Below are 16,288 nucleotides of genomic sequence, written 5' to 3' on the forward strand. Positions count from 1 at the left end.
GCGCCTCAGCGTGGCTGTGGCCCCATCAGGCCAGGAGCGGCCGGGCAGCAGGTCGGGGTTGCCTGGCGGTAGCGCGAACGCGTGGAAGCGGGGGACGCCCGACGGAGTGGCGCCTGACCTCCCGCCTGAATGCCGCCATGGGACTTCACAGGCCCGTTTGAGAGAGGGATTTGCCAGCGCACCAAAGTGCCGCCGCCGGGCGGGATCTCAAGCTCGGCGGTGCCGCCCAGCCGGGCGGCGCGCTCGTCAATGTTGTGCAGACCGCTGCGCCTTCCCTGCTCGCCCGCGGCCACGCCGACGCCGTTGTCGGCCACCGTCAGCGCCAGATCGGAGGCCGTGACGTCAACGGTGACGTTGGCGCGGCTGGCGTGGCCGATGATCACTGGTTTTGCCCATCCTGGGAAGGCCGGGGCAAGGTCAGGGAAGTGCTGAAAGTCACGATTCGGGAGCGATTCGGTACAGCCATAAGTCCCGGAGCCGTAGTCCTTCGACCTCGTGATCAGGGTCGGAACGCTCCGGCATGGCGACCGGTGGGTCGGGATGCTGGAGAGTGACCACACGACGAGTCCCCGAGGTGACCCAGATGACCAGGTCGGAGAGCAGCACCAGCCAACCGAACACCCTGACCGCGAGTAGATACAGAAGTTGAAACAGCACGGGAACCAAGCCTAGAAGACCAGGTCAGACGCCCTGCGTCAGTTCTGGCACCGGACAGGGGCCAAACCTGCTGCGATGCCTCGCACGTCCCGCAGACGACGACGGGCTGCACGCTGTTCCTCTTCTTCACGGAAGGCTGGATCATCGCCGGGGCGCGAGGGGGTAGCGGATATACCACCATAAAGCGGGGCTGGTTGACGGCGGTGCCACTCACGAAAGTGGAGTCCTGGGCTTGAAACGCGAGCCGGAATGGAGACGACGATGACCACCCCGAATGGACCGGGCCCTTCCAGAGAAGAGCAGGTAAGGCGGCAGGTCCTCGCATGGCAGCGAAGCTTCGTAGCGAAGGACGTCGACGCGATGATGTCCTTCTACGCGCCGACCGGTTTCACCGCGTTCGACCTCATGCCGCCGCTGGAGTTCCATGGCGGTGAGATGTGGCGAGAGAACTGGGTGCGGTTCTTCGCCTCCTTCGAGGGCGGGATCGAACTAGAGTTCGCCGACCTCGAGATCCAGGCCGGCGGCGACCTCGCCTTCATGCGGGCGATGGTGCACCTTGCCGGCGTCATGAACGGGACCGCGATCGACACCTGGGTTCGCCAGACCAACTGCTTCCGCCTCATCGATGACGAGTGGTTGATGATCCATGATCACGTGTCCTGGCCCACCGACTTCGCCACCGGGCAGTCTCTGATGGGCCTCGTCCCGAGCATGGCACAACGATAGGACGCGACCGCACCCAGCTCGATGTGGGAGGATCAAGAGCGCTATGCGCGGTCTGACCGACAACGAGCTGGGCAGGTTCCTCCGTTCGCGGCGGGAACAACTCGACCCGTCCAGATACCTCGACCCATCCGGATATGTCGACAGGCCCGCGAACCGGCGCCGCACACCCGGTCTGCGCCGCTCGGAGATCGCCGCGCGAGCCAACATCAGCGTCGAGTGGTACACGCGTCTGGAACAGGGCCGGGGCGGCGTGCCGTCGGCGAAGGTCCTCGACGCCGTCTGCGACGCGCTGGAGCTCCGTCCCGACGAACGAGAACACGTCCACCTCCTCGCCTTCGGCCGCGCCGGACCCGCGGTCGAGCAGCTGGGGGAGGAGGATCTCGCGCGGCTCCAGCGGTTGGTAGACGCCATTACGTGCCCTGCGTACATCAAGTCCGCGGCCTGGGATGTCGTGGTGTGGAACGCCGCCGCGGCCTCGCTGCTCACCGATTACGACCAGATCCCGATCGGCCGGCGCAACGTACTGCGGATCTTGTTCTCCGATCCGGCCGCCCGTGCCCGGGTCGACGGCTGGTGGCACGAGGCGAAGCTCGCCGTCGCCACCTTCCGCCTCGAACTCGGCCGGTGGGCTTTCACCTCCCCGGAAGCCGACCGCCTGATCGGCGACCTGTACTCATCGAGCCCGGACTTCGCCGCGATCTGGGACCTCAACGAGGTCGGTCACCTCGGGCAAGGAGTCAAGGACCTCGCGGTGCCGGGGTCGGGGCGCGTCCGCATGCAGTACGAAGCGCTCAGCCTCGATGCCTATGCCGGTTTCGGACTGGTGATCTACAACTTCCTCCCCGCGGACCAGCCCACTGTCCCGGGGTCACCGCGAAGTCCTCGGTGAACAGCGCCTGGCAGCCGACCTCGATCCGGCTCCTCGCCGTGGTGCCGGATGACGATGCGGACGTCGAGCATGGTGATCCAGGGCGATCGGATGGGGAGGGCCGTCGCCGGGCCGCCAGAGCTGGTTGTCCCAGCCCCGCGCGCCGATCCGCAACGGCCCCCCGGACATGGGAGCATGCGTTCAAGCTGATGATGCGGGTCGCGTTAGCGACAGTCGCCTCTTTAGCCGTCACCGTGGTCGGCGCCCCCGGCGAGCGCTGGCGAGAACACATGGATCAGGAACGTGGGCCGCAAAGATCGAGTGTGTATCACCGCCACCGCTGCGTCTCGACCCGCGCTCTGGACAGGCCCAGCACTCGGGCGATCGCGGCCTTGAGGTTGTCGTGGCGCACTTTGCCGCGGTGCGCGCCTCCCAGCACGCTGAAGGCGTGCACGTGCCCTCCATAAACGCCTCTTGGCCGCTTGAGATGGTCGGTGCACCGCCTTGCCGGAGTACGACAGCCGGAAGGAGAACAGGTAGCAGGTCACGTGCCGTCCGCCCAGGCGCACTGCCACGTCGCCGAAGTCGACGTCGGCTTCTGCCCCAGGCAAGTGCGATTGCGGCACGAACGTCTGCTCCGGCGGCCCGCGCCCTCTTCCAGGCGTATCTCCCGCCGCCGCGTGGCGACATAGGCCCGCACCATCCCATAGGAGATGCCCGCCGCAGCGTGCTCATCGAGCCGATCGAAGATCCGCTTGGCAGTGTGGCGTTGACTCGGGAGCGGCCGGAATACCCCAGAAGGGGACTGCGGACTGCCGTAGTCGCAGCTCAGCGGGTTCGACTGGTTCCACCGCGCTGCGCGGAACCGGTTCAGCTTGGACGACTGCTCTTCGCCGTCTCCACCGGAGTCGCCCGGCCAGCCCGAATCACGCTCGGCGCCGTCGCTGTCCGGCCAGCCGTCCGGCCCCCTCGTCCGGCCCGCCTTGCTCGCTAACGCCACTTGAGCCTTTCCAACCTGGTCTTGCAGGTCAGCCCGGGTAGGGGGAGCCGCATATCGATGGGGGCGAGGCTCCGGGTAAGACAACAAATCGAGCAAAACCCGATGCCCCGACCGGGAGCGTCGTCTGTACTGTTTTACCCGTCAACGATCTCGTGGTCCAGCCGGACCCTGAACCACCTGGCCGATCGCATCCACAACCGCCGCAACCAGCGTCGGTCTCGGTGGCGGCGCCTTGATGTGGGACGGCAGGCCCTGCTCGCCCTGGCTCACCTGCGCAACGGCGGCGCCTACACCCGGCCGCCGGCTGAGTCCGTGCTCGCCGGCGCCGGAAGCCTCGCCCTCGGCGTCGCCGTCCACGCCGTACGCCGGCCACGCGCCTGAGGGGCGACCTACCGGCGCCGCCGCGGTTCAGGGCCAGGAAGGTGCGCAGACTGCGCGGGGTGGCTACTCGGAACGCCGCGGGGACAGGCCGTCCAGCACTATGTCGACCGCTCTGTCCACGACGGTCCGGTCGCCCCGGGCGTTGGCCAGCGCTCTGATCAGCATGTAGACCTCATCTACCGTTGCGTCCGCGCGCACTTCACCGGCTTGCTGGCCGCGGGAGAGCAACTCCTCGACGGCTTCGCGCACCATAGTGGCCGCGGCCTCCACCTCGTCAGCGGAGCCTGTCGAGTCGGCGGGCTCCTCCAGCAACGCGACGAGCGTGAGCTTCGCCGGAGCGCCCGAGACCATCTCCCGGAACGTCTCCCGGAACGCCGCCCCGGCCTCGCCGCCCTCGCCCCGCGCCCGCGCTGTTTCGGCGAGCAGGGTGAGGTGCCGAACGATCGTGGCCTTGACCAGCGCCCGCTTGGTCGGGAAGTGTCGGAAGACGGTGCCGATTCCGACACCGGCCCGGCGCGCGACCTCCTCGGTCGAGCCGGCGTTGCCGGACTCGCCAAAGACCTCTTCGGCCGCGGCCAGCACCCGGTCCCGATTTGCCCGCGCGTCGCTCCGCATCCCACCATCTTCCCTCCCCGGGAGTCCTGCTCCCGTAGGGCCCCGGTACCAACGCTTGCTATCCGGAGTTTTGACTCCGTATTATTCGGAGTGAAGACTCCGGATAGAAGGGTAACCACGATGCGAACCCCCGAAGACATATTCCGGGCCATGCTCGACGGCGCCTGCCGGCTGCAGAACGGTGATCGCGACCAGGTCGACAAGCTGGCCGAGTTCTACGCCGAAGAGACTGACGTGCGGCACCCGATGGCCCCACTCGGCGACACCCCGATGCTCAGCCGCGAAGCACTCCGACAGCACTTCGCCGCGGCGGCGTCGGCTGGCCTGGCAGGCTTTCGCGTTGAGGATGTACGAGTCCATCACACTGCCGACCCCGAGGTGGTCATCGGCGAGTTCACTTACCGCGGCGACGCGGGCTGGGCCACGCCAGGCATCATCGTCCTCCGGATCCGCGAAGGGCTGATCGTCGAGTCGCGGGACTACATCGACCATCTCGGGCTCGCTCGTGCCACAAACACACTCGACGCCCTCTGCGCACAGCTGACAAGGCCCTAAGACGGTGACTCAATTGGTGAGTCACCGTCTAACCTGCATAAAAGAACCGCGCCGCTGGGCGGTTCGGCCTCGAACCTCGCCGACGGCGTCCACCACCCCGCTCGCGCCGGCGGTCCACACCGGCCACCTGAGCTGCTACGACGTGAGGTCAAACCGCCGGGTCCGACAACCTGCACGATCGTGGTCGTCCGGCGTGGGCTGCAGCGCAGCTTGACCAACACCTTCCAGGTCTTGAGGGTGGCGATCGCGCGCTCGCCGCGGGCGCGGATCTTCGCGTGGGCGCGGTTCACGGTCTTCTGCCGGCGTGACAGCTTCGGCCTCAAGCGGCGCCGCTTGAACGGAGTGCGCACGCTGCCGCGGACACCTTGATAGCCCTTGTCGGCGAAGGTCATCACGTCTGCGCTGGTCAGTGCCTCGATGATGTCGTGCGTTGGGGCTGCGGTCAGGTCGTGGACCGAGCCGGGCAGGGTTAGGTGCGCCGCGCATACCCGCACGGCGCGCCAACCGGAACGCCCTGCTGTGGTCCCGCACTTGGTGAACCGGTTCGTCAGCCATTCCGAGCCACCCAATGGGATGCCGCTGGCAAGCGGCGCGTGCAGATGGGGAAGTGCTGTCCTACGCGCCGGCGATGAGGATGATCTTGCTCATCGAGACACTATTCCTCGGGGGCTGCACCGGAAGGGTGCGGACGGCTGACGGATCACGGTGCCCGCACCGGCTCGCCGCCGTGGAAACCCGAGGCGGGAGACGTGGCGGGGACCTGTCTCGGTTGGATTCAGCCGACCGGTGTCGTCGCGTCCGTTCCCCAGCTGGCGAGCAGCCGTAGGGCCGTGGCGGACTCGGAGCCTGGTTCCGCGTGGTACGCGACCAGCACCTGGTCAGGGTTGTCGGGTAGGGGAAACATCTCGTACGAAAGGGTGAGTTCACCCACCAGCGGATGGTTCATCCGCAGCACACCATGGCTCTTGCGACGCACCTCGTGCGCGGCCCACAAGCGGCGGAACTCCTCGCTGCGCACCGACAGTTCGCCCACCAGCGAGGCGAGTTGCGGATCTTCGGGATGGCTGCCGGCGTGCATGCGCAGCATTCCGGCGATACCGCTCGCCTTGGGCTCCCAGTCGATGAACACCTCACGCATGCCGGGCGAGAGGAAGATCAGCCGGCCCCAGTTGCGTTCCTCGGGCGGTAGCTCGGCCCAGTTGCCGAACAGCGCGGCGGCCGGCCGGTTCCAGCCGAGGATGTCCATGCGGAATCCGTACACGTACGCGGGTACGTCCGTCATCGTGTCGAGAAGCTGCTGGATGGCGGGGCGCAACCGTTGGGTCCGCGGTGACGGTTTGTTCGCCCGCTGCCGGGTGGGCTTGGCCAGGTGTGTCAGGTAGGCATGCTCGGTTTCGGTCAGCCGCAGGGCGCGGGCGATGGAGTCCAGGACCTCCACCGACACGTTGGCGCTGTTGCCCTGTTCGAGCTGGGTGTAGTACGAGGCCGACACGCCCGCCACCTGTGCCAGCTCCTCCCGGCGTAGCCCGGGCACCCGCCGTCGCCGTCCGTAGTCGGGCAGGCCGACGTCGGCGGGCTTGAGCCGGGCTCGGCGGCTGCGCAGGAATTCGCTGAGCTCGGCACGCCGATCGAGGCCGGCAGCCGACCCATCTCCGGAGGGAGTGAGGCTTGGCATGCTGTCCAGTTTGCCCCATCCGCAACCGTCGTGCCTGCCACTGCCAGCAGTAGGAAGACGGAAGGTAGCCAAAGCAGCGGATGGCTGTTCCCGGGCACGAACGGCAGGCTTGGCGATGTCCGGCCGGAACGGGAACCAGCGCCGATCAGCACGGTGCCTGAGTGATCTCACGTGGGGACCGCATCACGCGGCCGTCCGGCTTCTTCCCCATCAGCACCTCGGGCAGACGCGCTGTCGCGGCCTGCCCCGCCAGTTTCTTCTAGGAGCTCTTGATGTCTCATACCTGGTTCATCACCGGAACCTCGCGAGGATTCGGCCGCGTCTGGGCCGAGGCCGCGCTCGGCCGGGGTGACAAGGTGGCCGCCACCGCCCGCAACGTCGCCACCCTCACCGACCTCGTCGACCGTTACGGCGGCAACGTCCTGCCGATCGCGCTCGACGTCACCGACAAGTCCGCCGTGGACCTGGCCGTGAAGACGGCCCACGACCACTTCGGGCGGCTGGACGTCGTCATCAACAACGCGGGATACGGCCTGTTCACCATGGCCGAGGAGGTCACCGAGCAGCAGGCGCGCGACCAGTTCGAGACCAACGTCTTCGGCGCTCTGTGGGTGACCCAGGCCGTCCTGCCGTATCTGCGCGAGCAGGGCTCGGGCCACATCATCCAGGTCTCCTCCATCGGCGGGCTGCGCGCGTTCCCCGGTGTCGGTATCTACAACGCGTCCAAGTGGGCGCTGGAAGGGATGAGCCAGGCTCTCGCCGGCGAGGTCCGCGGTTTCGGCATCAAGGTCACGATTGTCGAGCCGACCGGCTACGCCACGGACTGGGGCGGAAGTTCGGCCGTGCGCGCCGAACAGCTGCCCGTCTACGACGGTGTGCGCGAGGCCGTGGACACGTTCTGGAGCGGGGTGACCCCTGGCGACCCGCAGGGGACCGCCCCAGCCATCCTCCAGGTCGTCGATGCCGAGGAACCGCCGCTGCGGATCTTCCTCGGCGCAGGCCTGCTCGACTGGATGCGTGAGGAGTACGCGCAGCGCATCGCGAGCTGGGAGGAGTGGAATCACGTCTCGGAAGCGGCCATGGGCAGCCGCCCCGCTGCTTGACCCGGGTCTCGTTCGACCACAGAAAGCGCGGCCGGTGGACCGGCCGCGTTCCACCGGCCGGAGGCTCACCGGCCTCCCCGCGGCGTACGGCTGTCCCCGGACGGGAGCGAGAGCACGGACCTCGCCGAGCCGGCCCAGCGGGGCTCCATAGAACGGAACAGGTCCTGACACCTGCCCGTGACCTACACCTCTCGGAGAGGGCCTTTCATGGAAGAACGTATACTGGCCGAACCTTCGGATGCGGCGGCCGTATCCACCGAATTCGAGCCGACCCGGCGCACGGTCATCGCCGCCATGACCGCCGGTGTCGGCGGCGCCGTGGTGGTGGGCGGGTCCACCGTCGCGGCGCCCGTGCTGGCGGCCGAGGAAGCCGTCGCCGCTGGGACGCCGCCGAGCGGCCGCCTTTCGCTGGCCGTCAACGGCGAGCGGCACACCGTCACTGTCGACAACCGCGCCTCGTTACTGGATCTGCTGCGCGAACAACTGGGCCTGACCGGCTCGAAGAAGGGCTGCAACGCCGGCGCCTGCGGGGCCTGCACGGTCCTGGTCGACGGGCGGCGGGTCAACTCGTGCTTGACGCTGGCGGTGCGGCTGGAGGGTGCCGAGGTCACCACGATCGAGGGCCTCGCCCCAGGCGACGGTGACCTGCATCCGCTGCAACAGGCCTTCATCGACCAGGACGCCTTCCAGTGCGGCTTCTGCACTCCCGGGCAGATCATGTCCGGCGTCGGCTGCATCCAGGAGGGCCGCACCGGCTCCGCGGCGGAGGTCCGGGAGTGGATGAGCGGCAACCTCTGCCGCTGCGGATGCTACGTGAAGATCGTGCGTGCCGTCGGCCAGGCCGCACACGGGAAGTGACGGAGCCCATGTACCCCTTCTCCTACACCAAGGTCTCCGACACTCGCGCCGCCCTCGCGGCGGGCCGGAGCGGCGGCCGGTACATCGCGGGCGGTACCACGCTGGTCGACCTGATGCGTGAGACTGTCGAGCGCCCCGGCACGCTGGTCGACATCAGTGCTCTGCCGTTGCGGGAGATCATGGTCACCGCGCGCGGGGGGCTGCGGATCGGCGCTCTGGTACGGATGGCCGAGGCCGCCGCGGATCCAAAGGTACGCGGTACCTTCCCGGTGATCTCGCAGGCACTGGAGCTGAGCGCGTCGGCCCAGCTGCGCAACATGGCCACCATCGGCGGCAACATCATGCAACGCACGCGGTGCGCGTACTTCCGTGACGTGACGGCCGTCTGCAACAAGCGCGAACCCGGCTCGGGCTGCGCGGCGCGGGACGGCTTCCACCGTACACACGCGATCCTGGGCACTTCGGACCAGTGCGCGGCCACGCATCCCTCCGATGTCGCCGTGGCGTTCGCGGCGTTGGAGGCGACCGTGCATCTGCTGGGCCCGGACGGGCAGCGCAGCGTCGCCTTCTCCGACTTCCTGCTCCAGCCGGGCCGCACCCCGAACCGTGAACAGGCCCTCCGGGCAGGGGAGCTGATCACAGCCGTGGAGATCCCGGCCCATCCCCGCCCGCTCCAGTCGGGCTACCTCAAGGTACGCGACCGGCAGTCCTACGAGTTCGCGCTCACCTCCGCCGCCGTCGCCCTGTACGTACGAGACGGAGTGATCCGGGAGGCGAAGGTCGCCGCCGGAGGCGTGGGCACCGTGCCGTGGAAGCTGCCCGCCGTCGAGCGCCGGCTCATCGGCGAACGGCCGTCCGCGGCCCTGTGGGCGCGCGCCGCCGAGCGGGCGGCAGACGGAGCGCGCCCCCTGGAACACAACCGCTTCAAGGTCGACCTGCTCAAACGCACGGTCGAACGCCAGCTGCGCATCGTAGGAGGTACCGAGTGAGCCCTCAGCCGCAGGCGGCCGTCGGAGCGCCGCTGTCGAGGGTGGACGGACGGCTGAAGGTGACCGGCCAGGCCGCGTACGCCGCCGACCACGACGTCGAAGGCATGGTCCATGCCGTGGTCGTCGACAGCGGCATCGCGCTCGGGCGCATCACCGGCATCGATGTCCGCGCCGCCCTCGCCCAGCCCGGCGTGCTGAAGGTGATCAGCCATCTCAACGCGCCCAAGCTGGCCTACCGCGACAATCCGGGGGCCTTCCTGGACCCGGAGGTGGGCGAACGGCTGCACGTCTTCCAGGACGATCGGGTCCGCTTCTTCGGGCAGCCGGTCGCCGTGGTCGTGGCCAGGACACTGGAGGCCGCGCAGCACGCCGCTGACCTGGTGAAAGTCTCGTACCGGGCCGGGAAGTCCTCGACCGACCTGGCTACGACCACACGACCGGTCAACGACCCCATGCCTGCCCAGGACTACGAGCGCGGCGCCCCGGAGCAGGCGCTGGCCTCCGCGGAGGTACGGCTGGAGCAGACCTACCGGGCCACTCGCAACCACCACAACGCGATGGAGCCGCACGCGACCATCGCCCGATGGGACGGCTTGAGTCTCACTGTCTGGGACAAGACCCAGTGGGTGCTGGGCACGCGGGCGGAACTGGCCGCCGTGTTCGGCCTCCCGCAGGAGTCGGTGCACGTCATCTCGCCGTTCGTCGGCGGCGCGTTCGGCAACGCGTTGCGGACCTGGCCGCACGTCACCATCGCGGCCCTGGCCGCCCGTGAGGTCCGGCGCCCGGTGAAGCTCGTCCTGACCCGCCGGCAGCTGTACTACGGGGTGGGGTACCGGCCCGCGTGCGAGTACACGGTCCGCGTGGGCAGCGACCGGAGCGGACGACTGACCGCGATGCTCCACAACCTCCGGGCCGAGACGTCCACGTACGAGCACTTCGCCGAGAACACAGTAGTCCTGGGGCAGATGCTCTACGCCACGCCCCACGTCCGCCAGACGTTCCGGACCCTGCCGTTGGATGTGAACACGCCGACGTTCATGCGGGGCCCCGGCTTCTCCACCGCTGCCTTCGCCATCGAATCGGCCATGGACGAGCTCGCCCACGAACTGGGCATCGACCCGATCGAACTGCGGCAGCGCAACGAACCGGAAACCGACCAGTCGAACGGGCGACCGTTCTCCACCCGGCGGCTACGCGAGTGCTTCAGCGTCGGCGCCCGCGAGTTCGGCTGGGATCGGCGCGACCCCAGGCCGCGCTCCACGCAGGACGGCGACTGGCTCGTCGGCACCGGCGTGGCCAGCGGCTGCTACGACACCCTGCGCAGTGCGGCCGAGGCCCACGTCAGGCTGGACGCCGACGGCACTGCCCTGATCCAGGCCGCGGCCAGCGACATGGGCCCGGGCACCTACACGTCCATGTCTCAACTCGCCGCCGACGCTCTCGGCCTCACCATGCGCACCGTCCGCTTCGAGCTCGGCGACTCCGACCTGCCGCCGGCCCCGCCGCACGGCGGTTCGCTGACCATGGCCAGCGTCGGATCGGCCGTCCAGGACGGCTGCGACAAACTACGGCAGAGCGCTATCAAGCTGGCCGTCGAGGACGAGCGGTCCCCGCTGCACGGCGTCGACGCCGGCGACGTCATCGTCCGCGACGGCCGGCTTCACCTGGGCAGCGACCCCGCGCGCGGCGAAACTTACCAGCAACTCCTGGCCCGGAACGGCCGTACGCACCTGGAAGCACGCGGAGCCTTCTCCCCGGCGGCGGAGCAGCAGTTCTCCACCTCCGCCTACAGCGCCGTGTTCGCCGAGGTGGCCGTCGACCGGCGGCTGGGCCTGGTGCGGGTGCGGCGAATGCTCGGCGTCTACGACGTGGGACGGATCATCAGCCCCAAGCTCGCCGACAGCCAGGCGCTCGGGGCCATGGTGGGCGGCATCGGCATGGCGCTGCTGGAGCACACCGTCACGGACCACCGCGACGGCCGCATCGTCAACGCCAACCTCGCCGACTACCTGGTGCCCGTCAACGCCGACGTACCCGACCTGCGGGCGATCTATCTGGAAGGGGAGGACCCCCACGCCGACCCCATCGGCGTCAAGGGCCTCGGCGAGATCGTGAAGGTCGGGGTCGCGCCCGCCATCGCCAACGCGGTCTTCCACGCCACCGGCCGCCGCGTCCGCGACCTGCCCATCACCGCCGAGGCGCTGCTCTAAGCCGCCCGGGCGAAGGCCCCGGCTGAGCTTGCCGGCAATGGGTTCGCGGACCACCGATCGCCGGGGCGCTCCGACCGTCCGGCGACTGCTCGCGCCCAGCCCTGGACGCTCCCTTCGCGCCGCCCGCGACCTTGACCCGGTCAGCCGCCGACAGTGAGGACGGCGCTACCGAGGCCGACCTGATGAACCTGTCCGGTCACGAAGACCGCCGCACCCTCCAGCGGTATTTGAAACCAGCAAGGACGGCCTAGCGTTGTGACCAGGCAGGAGGGTGGGCTGGACGTTGTTCATGTGAGTCCAGACGGTGTCCGGCTTGCGCGCGGCGGTGCGGGGGCTGCCCGGTACAGGGTTCGCAAACGCTGGATCACCCGCTGGAAAGCCGCCCTGAACGCCTTCGCCATCACCTTCGAAGGCCGCCTGACCCCGACTACCCGCTAATCAGGCAAGATCGAGATACACCACTGAAGTGGCTCTGGCCCGTAATCGGTGGTGGCGTTGAGTGATCTTCACTGCAGCAGGATTCGGTGGTCTTCCGGGGCATATCTCACCCTGATGTCAGAGCCGAGCCGGCGTTCGAGGACGGTGATCTGGTGGCGCAGGGTGAGGGCACGACCGAACCACCTACAACGACACGTTCGCGCCTTCCAGCACGCGCATGAAGGCACGCGACCATTCAGGCAGGTCTGGCCAGCCACGACAGCGACCATCGCGCCGTCCACCACGTCGGGGGCGTCCACGAAGGTCGCACCCGCCATCTCCATGTCGGTCCTCAATGGCGGGAAGGCCGCCGTGGTACGGCCGCGCAGCACGCCAAGCGCGGCCGGCACCTGCGGGCCGTGGCAAATCGTGCCCACCGGCAGGCCGCGCTCGAAGAAGTAATGAACGATACGGGAGACGTCGGGATCGGCGCGGATGTACTCCGGCGCGCGGCCGTCCCGGATCACCAGCGCCTGGTAGTCCTCAGGGCGCACGTCGGCGAATGCGAGATCCACCGGCAGTTGACGGCCGGGCCTCTCGGTGTAGGCGTCCCAGCCGGGCTCGAAGTCGTGGACCAGCAGCTTTACCGCGCGCGTGGTAGGGGCGGCCACGATCGCCTCATGACCCCCTTCCGGAGCCGCAAGACGGGGTACATGGAGTCCAGTTCTTCCGTCGGAAGCGCGGAACCAGCAAACTGACCATCTTCCTGGTCACGCTGGGGGCCGACATCGTCGCGGTCGAGCCAACCCGGCGATGCCGGCGATCTGCGCCGCGCGCTGCGGGCCATCCGTTCCCTTCCGGATAGCGCCGAGGCGATCCCTGCCGGACGCGTCCGTCGATGCGGTGCACGCCGACCTGCCAGGTACATCACCTCCTCGAAGAGGCGCGGGTTGTGGCGTTCGAGCTGATCGAGTCGGCCCCGGCCCGCCGGCGTGCGGTCACTGCCCCTCACCTCGTCGCGCTGGTCCGCGCCGGGGTGAAGGTTGCTCAGCCCACCCCCCAGCCCCGGCGAGGTGCTGGTCGGTTGCGCCTTCTGTTGTATCGCCAATCCCCGGCCGGCCGAATTCAGCGCCGGACGCCCATGCGGTGCCGCCAGGCGAGGGCGATCCAGGCCGCGAGGGCGACGAGCGCCACGAGGACGATGATGCCGATCTTGAGGGGAGTCCCCATCGCACCTTGGTCGTCCATCACGGTCGCCGGCGCGGCGGCCTTGTTCCGCGCGGGCGCCGTCGCCTGGCCCGATGCGGGGGCAGTCGCCGCCACGGGTGAGGCGGCGATAACGCCCGCCTTCACCTTCACCGTCGCTTTCGCCTTGGAGGGCTCGGTCGCGGTCACGGTGACCCGCCATTCGCCGCTCGGCAGCGGCTCCGCGGAGTGGTAGAGGTTCTGGCCCTCGGGCGCCGACCTGAGCGGCACCGGCCCGAAGGAACGGCCGTCTGCCGAGGTCGCCTTCAGCGTGGCCTCGACGATCTCCGTTACGGGATGGCCGTCCTTCTTGTACGTGACCAGCACGTTGACGTTGTCGGCGCCGTCTCCCGTCACCTCCAGCTTGATCGGCCCGCCGTGGGCGGAGGCCGCCGGTGCGCCGAGCACCAGCATGAGCCCGGTCAGCAGGACGGTGAGAACGTATGCCGGTGCCTTGTTCACGAGTCGTGACTCCCCTCGGGTTCGGTGTCGGGGGTGAGTGCCCCTTCGCCGGGTGATGTCGGTAGGAACACGTGCTGGTGGCCGTAGCCCGCGTCGATGTTCAGGGCGTCGAGAGCGGTGGCTCCGATCGACCAGGTGAAGAGCGCGTCGGCGCGTTGCCGTACGGCCAGGTCCATGGCGGCGGCGCGGGCCGGTCCCGTCAGACCCCGCGCGGCGGCGTAGGTGTCGACGGTCGTGGCGAGCTGCCGTACGGCGGAGGCGAGACTCGACCGCGCCACGTTGGTGGCGGTCTCGCCGGACGGCGGGTCGGCGAAGCCTTGGACGGCCGCGGCGGCCGCCTGCTCCCAGGTCTCGACGTCGGCGGCGGTCACCGCGACGGGCCCCGCGGTGCCGTCGGTCGGCATGGCCCGGCTCAGCCCGTCGAGCACGGGGAGGAGCCGACCCCGCGTGCTGCGGGCCAGCTCCGTCAGGGTCTTGATCTGCGTTCTGTCGCGGAGGGCGGACTCGGCACGGAGCCGGTCGGCCGTCTGCTTGATCGAGTCCGGCCGGGTCAGCGCGAACACCACACCGCCGGCGACGATCGCGCCGAGCGCGAACGCGACCGCGAGGGCGAGCACGCGGGCCCACGTCGCACCCTGTGCGGGGGCCGGTTGCCTGGGTCGGTTGATGGTCGCCACCTCCTGAGGGCGGATGTCGATGTCGCTCACGCCTCCTGAGGCGTGCCTTTGCTGTGGAGCATGATCAGCTTCTCGATGCGCTTGCGGCGCCAGGCGGCGACCAGCCGGATGGCGAAGGGGGCGAGGATGAGGAGGACGAGGAGGGCGAGCTGCGGCCACGGCAGGGCCCAGACCGTGGTGTCGATCGCCATCCGCTGGGCGGTGACGCCCGGGATCGGCTTGCCCGCGGGCGAGGGGATCGCCGTGACCGTCGTGCCGATGGGACCCAGCGGCCAGGCGCCGGGCACCCGTGCGACGAACGTGCGGCTGCCGCCCGGCATGAGCTCCCTGGCATTGGCCGCGGACGGGTCACTCCAGGTGTTCTCGCCCACGAACGTGGACGTCAGGACCCGGTTGTCCGTGACCAGCCGGACGTTGCCGACGTTGGCCACGGTATAGGTCACCTCGACGGATCCGGCGGCGAACGGATTCCACGATCCCGTGTACTGGGCTTGCACGTCGGTTACTGCCACCTTGGCCACGTAGTCGCCGGTGACGCGGATGTTCAGGCGGACGCCCACCCGGTTCTGGACCCGTACCTGACCGGAGATGGTCTCCAGGGACGCCGTCACACCTGCGGGATGATCGCCAGGCGTCGCGTTCTGGGGGATCGACACCGTCACCGGCACGACGGAGGTGGCCCCGGCGGCGATGGTCACCTTCTCGGGAACCGCTACCCAGGAGCCGCCGTCGGTCGGTTTCGCGTCCGAGGGCCGCATGTCGAAGTAGCCCTTGGAGGTCAGGTAGCCGTCGTTGGCGTCGATCGCGAAGTCGACCGGCTGAGTGGAGCGGTTGATGACCGCCACATGCTCGACCACCTGCTGTCCGCCGGCGAGTTCGAGGTCGATGACGCTGCGGCCGTCAGGACCCTCGGCGTTGGCCGGAACGACTGACCAGGTGGTGTCGGCGTCGGACGGGGTCGCGAACGCGACCGAGGTGACCAGGACGGCGACCAGCAGGGCAACACCGACAGCGGGTAAGACGGCGAGGTGGGCGAGGGCGCCTCGCGAACGGCTTGTGGTCAACAGAGGTGTCTCCAGTCTCATCGTGGTCGTCCCGGACCCGCGCCAGGCCGGCGCAGGTCCCGGACGACCACAGCGGGCGATGGCGTCCTGCCTCGGGTTCAGGACTGGTTGAAGAGGGAAAGCGTCAGAGTCGAGTGGTACTCGCCGGCGGCGACGTCGGCGGGAGTGCGCAGCGCGAGGTCGGCGTTGACCTGCCAGGTGCCGATCTCGTCGGCGGAGTTCGCCGTCGACACCAGCAGCTCCTGCCCCTGCAGACCGACGGTGGGCGCCCCCGAGCCGTCTGAGATGACGCTGGAGACGGGCTCACCGGCCTCCACCGCCCCGGAGGAGGAGTCGCTCAGCAGGCGCGGCCGCCAGCCCAGGTACTGCGGGCCGATGGCGGGCGCCGAACCGCTCGTCGCGGTGAACTCGCTGGCCTGGCCGACGACCGCCCAGAAGTCACCGGCGGGGATCTCCTCGGGACGGCGGGTGTCGGTCACCGTGACCGTCGGCAGGGTGCCGACGAACTGGCGGGCGGCGGCGTTGGAGCCGTCCTCCTGCAGCGCCACTCCGCCGTTGTCGGCGACGGTCATAGACACCTGACCGGGCGTGGTGTTGGGTTCGATCGTCACCGATACGTCGATGCCGTTGTCGGGGTCGTCGTCCGCCACCGCGGGACCGGCCACGCCGACGCCGGCGGCGAGCGCGACACCGAGCATCGCCGCGGCGATCATGTGCGTAGTCCTGTTCATTTTCATGTGTTCGCTCCATCGAGGGGGGTGGGGCCGGTCGGCTGCTCGGCCGGCC

At 69.2% G+C, this 16,288-nt stretch carries 16 protein-coding genes and 2 pseudogenes; 8 read left to right on the top strand and 10 right to left on the bottom strand.

Annotation, left to right across the window (positions count from 1 at the left end):
- Nucleotides 1–5 precede the first annotated feature (5 nt).
- Nucleotides 6–383: a sensor histidine kinase gene (locus tag ETD86_RS12280; RefSeq protein ID WP_138666262.1), complete on the bottom strand. Its 378-nt coding sequence runs from the start codon at nucleotides 381–383 to the stop codon at nucleotides 6–8.
- Between the two features lie 535 nt (nucleotides 384–918).
- Here ETD86_RS12280 and ETD86_RS12290 point away from each other — a divergent pair.
- Together ETD86_RS12290 and ETD86_RS12295 are read left to right on the top strand one after the other, a co-directional pair.
- Nucleotides 919–1,383 carry a YybH family protein gene (locus ETD86_RS12290; RefSeq protein ID WP_170223039.1) on the top strand — a complete coding sequence of 155 codons (465 nt, stop codon included), beginning with the start codon at nucleotides 919–921 and terminating at the stop codon, nucleotides 1,381–1,383.
- Between the two features lie 43 nt (nucleotides 1,384–1,426).
- The gene (locus ETD86_RS12295; protein WP_138666265.1) at nucleotides 1,427–2,272 is read left to right on the top strand and encodes a helix-turn-helix transcriptional regulator; all 846 of its coding nucleotides are present in this window, start codon (nucleotides 1,427–1,429) and stop codon (nucleotides 2,270–2,272) included.
- 307 nt (nucleotides 2,273–2,579) lie between these two features.
- Here ETD86_RS12295 and ETD86_RS59070 read toward each other — a convergent pair whose 3' ends face one another.
- A complete protein-coding gene (locus ETD86_RS59070) occupies nucleotides 2,580–2,705 on the bottom strand; it encodes a hypothetical protein (protein ID WP_281286900.1) in 126 nt (41 codons plus the stop codon).
- Nucleotides 2,706–3,353: 648 nt separating this feature from the next.
- Between ETD86_RS59070 and ETD86_RS12305 the strand changes: the two are divergent.
- A pseudogene (locus tag ETD86_RS12305) lies at nucleotides 3,354–3,548 on the top strand (hypothetical protein); the annotation flags it as partial.
- 147 nt (nucleotides 3,549–3,695) lie between these two features.
- Here ETD86_RS12305 and ETD86_RS12310 read toward each other — a convergent pair.
- A complete protein-coding gene (locus ETD86_RS12310; RefSeq protein WP_138666266.1) occupies nucleotides 3,696–4,247 on the bottom strand; it encodes a TetR/AcrR family transcriptional regulator in 552 nt (183 codons plus the stop codon).
- Nucleotides 4,248–4,397: 150 nt separating this feature from the next.
- Between ETD86_RS12310 and ETD86_RS12315 the strand changes: the two genes are divergently transcribed.
- Nucleotides 4,398–4,802, top strand: coding sequence for a nuclear transport factor 2 family protein (locus ETD86_RS12315; protein WP_211369997.1), 405 nt, complete (start codon nucleotides 4,398–4,400; stop codon nucleotides 4,800–4,802).
- Between the two features lie 164 nt (nucleotides 4,803–4,966).
- On the opposite strand, the pseudogene ETD86_RS12320 reads toward ETD86_RS12315, so the two are convergent.
- Together ETD86_RS12320 and ETD86_RS12325 are read right to left on the bottom strand one after the other, a co-directional pair.
- Nucleotides 4,967–5,275: pseudogene (locus ETD86_RS12320) on the bottom strand (transposase family protein); the annotation flags it as partial.
- Between the two features lie 302 nt (nucleotides 5,276–5,577).
- Complete coding sequence (locus ETD86_RS12325) at nucleotides 5,578–6,477, bottom strand: helix-turn-helix transcriptional regulator (RefSeq protein ID WP_138666267.1); 900 nt, start codon at nucleotides 6,475–6,477, stop codon at nucleotides 5,578–5,580.
- Nucleotides 6,478–6,749: 272 nt separating this feature from the next.
- Between ETD86_RS12325 and ETD86_RS12330 the strand changes: the two genes are divergently transcribed.
- From ETD86_RS12330 to ETD86_RS12345, 4 genes are all read left to right on the top strand, one after another.
- The gene (locus ETD86_RS12330) at nucleotides 6,750–7,580 is read left to right on the top strand and encodes an SDR family oxidoreductase (RefSeq protein WP_138666268.1); all 831 of its coding nucleotides are present in this window, start codon (nucleotides 6,750–6,752) and stop codon (nucleotides 7,578–7,580) included.
- A gap of 207 nt (nucleotides 7,581–7,787) precedes the next feature.
- Nucleotides 7,788–8,438, top strand: coding sequence for a (2Fe-2S)-binding protein (locus tag ETD86_RS12335; protein WP_138666269.1), 651 nt, complete (start codon nucleotides 7,788–7,790; stop codon nucleotides 8,436–8,438).
- Nucleotides 8,439–8,446: 8 nt separating this feature from the next.
- Nucleotides 8,447–9,427 (top strand): FAD binding domain-containing protein, encoded by a 981-nt coding sequence (locus ETD86_RS12340; RefSeq protein WP_138666270.1) that lies wholly within the window; start codon nucleotides 8,447–8,449, stop codon nucleotides 9,425–9,427.
- On the top strand, nucleotides 9,424–11,637 hold the full coding sequence (locus ETD86_RS12345) for a xanthine dehydrogenase family protein molybdopterin-binding subunit (RefSeq protein ID WP_138666271.1): 2,214 nt from the start codon (nucleotides 9,424–9,426) through the stop codon (nucleotides 11,635–11,637). The genes ETD86_RS12340 and ETD86_RS12345 overlap by 4 nt, the downstream gene beginning before the upstream one ends.
- 506 nt (nucleotides 11,638–12,143) lie before the next feature.
- Here ETD86_RS12345 and ETD86_RS12355 read toward each other — a convergent pair.
- The 5 genes from ETD86_RS12355 to ETD86_RS12375 form a co-directional block, all read right to left on the bottom strand.
- Entirely contained in the window at nucleotides 12,144–12,725 is a 582-nt protein-coding gene (locus ETD86_RS12355) for a DJ-1/PfpI family protein (RefSeq protein ID WP_211369998.1), read from the bottom strand.
- Between the two features lie 454 nt (nucleotides 12,726–13,179).
- On the bottom strand, nucleotides 13,180–13,761 hold the full coding sequence (locus ETD86_RS55015; protein WP_170223035.1) for an RAD23 family protein: 582 nt from the start codon (nucleotides 13,759–13,761) through the stop codon (nucleotides 13,180–13,182).
- Nucleotides 13,758–14,468 carry a hypothetical protein gene (locus ETD86_RS12365; RefSeq protein WP_138666274.1) on the bottom strand — a complete coding sequence of 237 codons (711 nt, stop codon included), beginning with the start codon at nucleotides 14,466–14,468 and terminating at the stop codon, nucleotides 13,758–13,760. The genes ETD86_RS55015 and ETD86_RS12365 overlap by 4 nt, the downstream gene beginning before the upstream one ends.
- Entirely contained in the window at nucleotides 14,465–15,502 is a 1,038-nt protein-coding gene (locus ETD86_RS12370) for a COG1470 family protein (protein ID WP_170223040.1), read from the bottom strand. Before ETD86_RS12370 ends, ETD86_RS12365 begins: the two co-directional genes overlap by 4 nt.
- A gap of 98 nt (nucleotides 15,503–15,600) precedes the next feature.
- Entirely contained in the window at nucleotides 15,601–16,239 is a 639-nt protein-coding gene (locus tag ETD86_RS12375) for a hypothetical protein (RefSeq protein ID WP_211369999.1), read from the bottom strand.
- Nucleotides 16,240–16,288: the final 49 nt, after the last annotated feature.

Source organism: Nonomuraea turkmeniaca (genome assembly GCF_005889735.1).
Classification (GTDB): Bacteria; Actinomycetota; Actinomycetes; order Streptosporangiales; family Streptosporangiaceae; genus Nonomuraea; species Nonomuraea turkmeniaca.

Bases quoted from the DNA above. Each gene is read 5' to 3' on its own strand.
- ETD86_RS12290 (WP_170223039.1), top strand. From the start codon at position 919: ATGACCACCCCGAATGGACCGGGCCCTTCCAGAGAAGAGCAGGTAAGG.
- ETD86_RS12295 (WP_138666265.1), top strand. From the start codon at position 1,427: ATGCGCGGTCTGACCGACAACGAGCTGGGCAGGTTCCTCCGTTCGCGG.
- ETD86_RS12310 (WP_138666266.1), bottom strand. From the start codon at position 4,247: ATGCGGAGCGACGCGCGGGCAAATCGGGACCGGGTGCTGGCCGCGGCC.
- ETD86_RS12315 (WP_211369997.1), top strand. From the start codon at position 4,398: ATGCTCGACGGCGCCTGCCGGCTGCAGAACGGTGATCGCGACCAGGTC.
- ETD86_RS12325 (WP_138666267.1), bottom strand. From the start codon at position 6,477: ATGCCAAGCCTCACTCCCTCCGGAGATGGGTCGGCTGCCGGCCTCGAT.
- ETD86_RS12330 (WP_138666268.1), top strand. From the start codon at position 6,750: ATGTCTCATACCTGGTTCATCACCGGAACCTCGCGAGGATTCGGCCGC.
- ETD86_RS12335 (WP_138666269.1), top strand. From the start codon at position 7,788: ATGGAAGAACGTATACTGGCCGAACCTTCGGATGCGGCGGCCGTATCC.
- ETD86_RS12340 (WP_138666270.1), top strand. From the start codon at position 8,447: ATGTACCCCTTCTCCTACACCAAGGTCTCCGACACTCGCGCCGCCCTC.
- ETD86_RS12375 (WP_211369999.1), bottom strand. From the start codon at position 16,239: ATGAAAATGAACAGGACTACGCACATGATCGCCGCGGCGATGCTCGGT.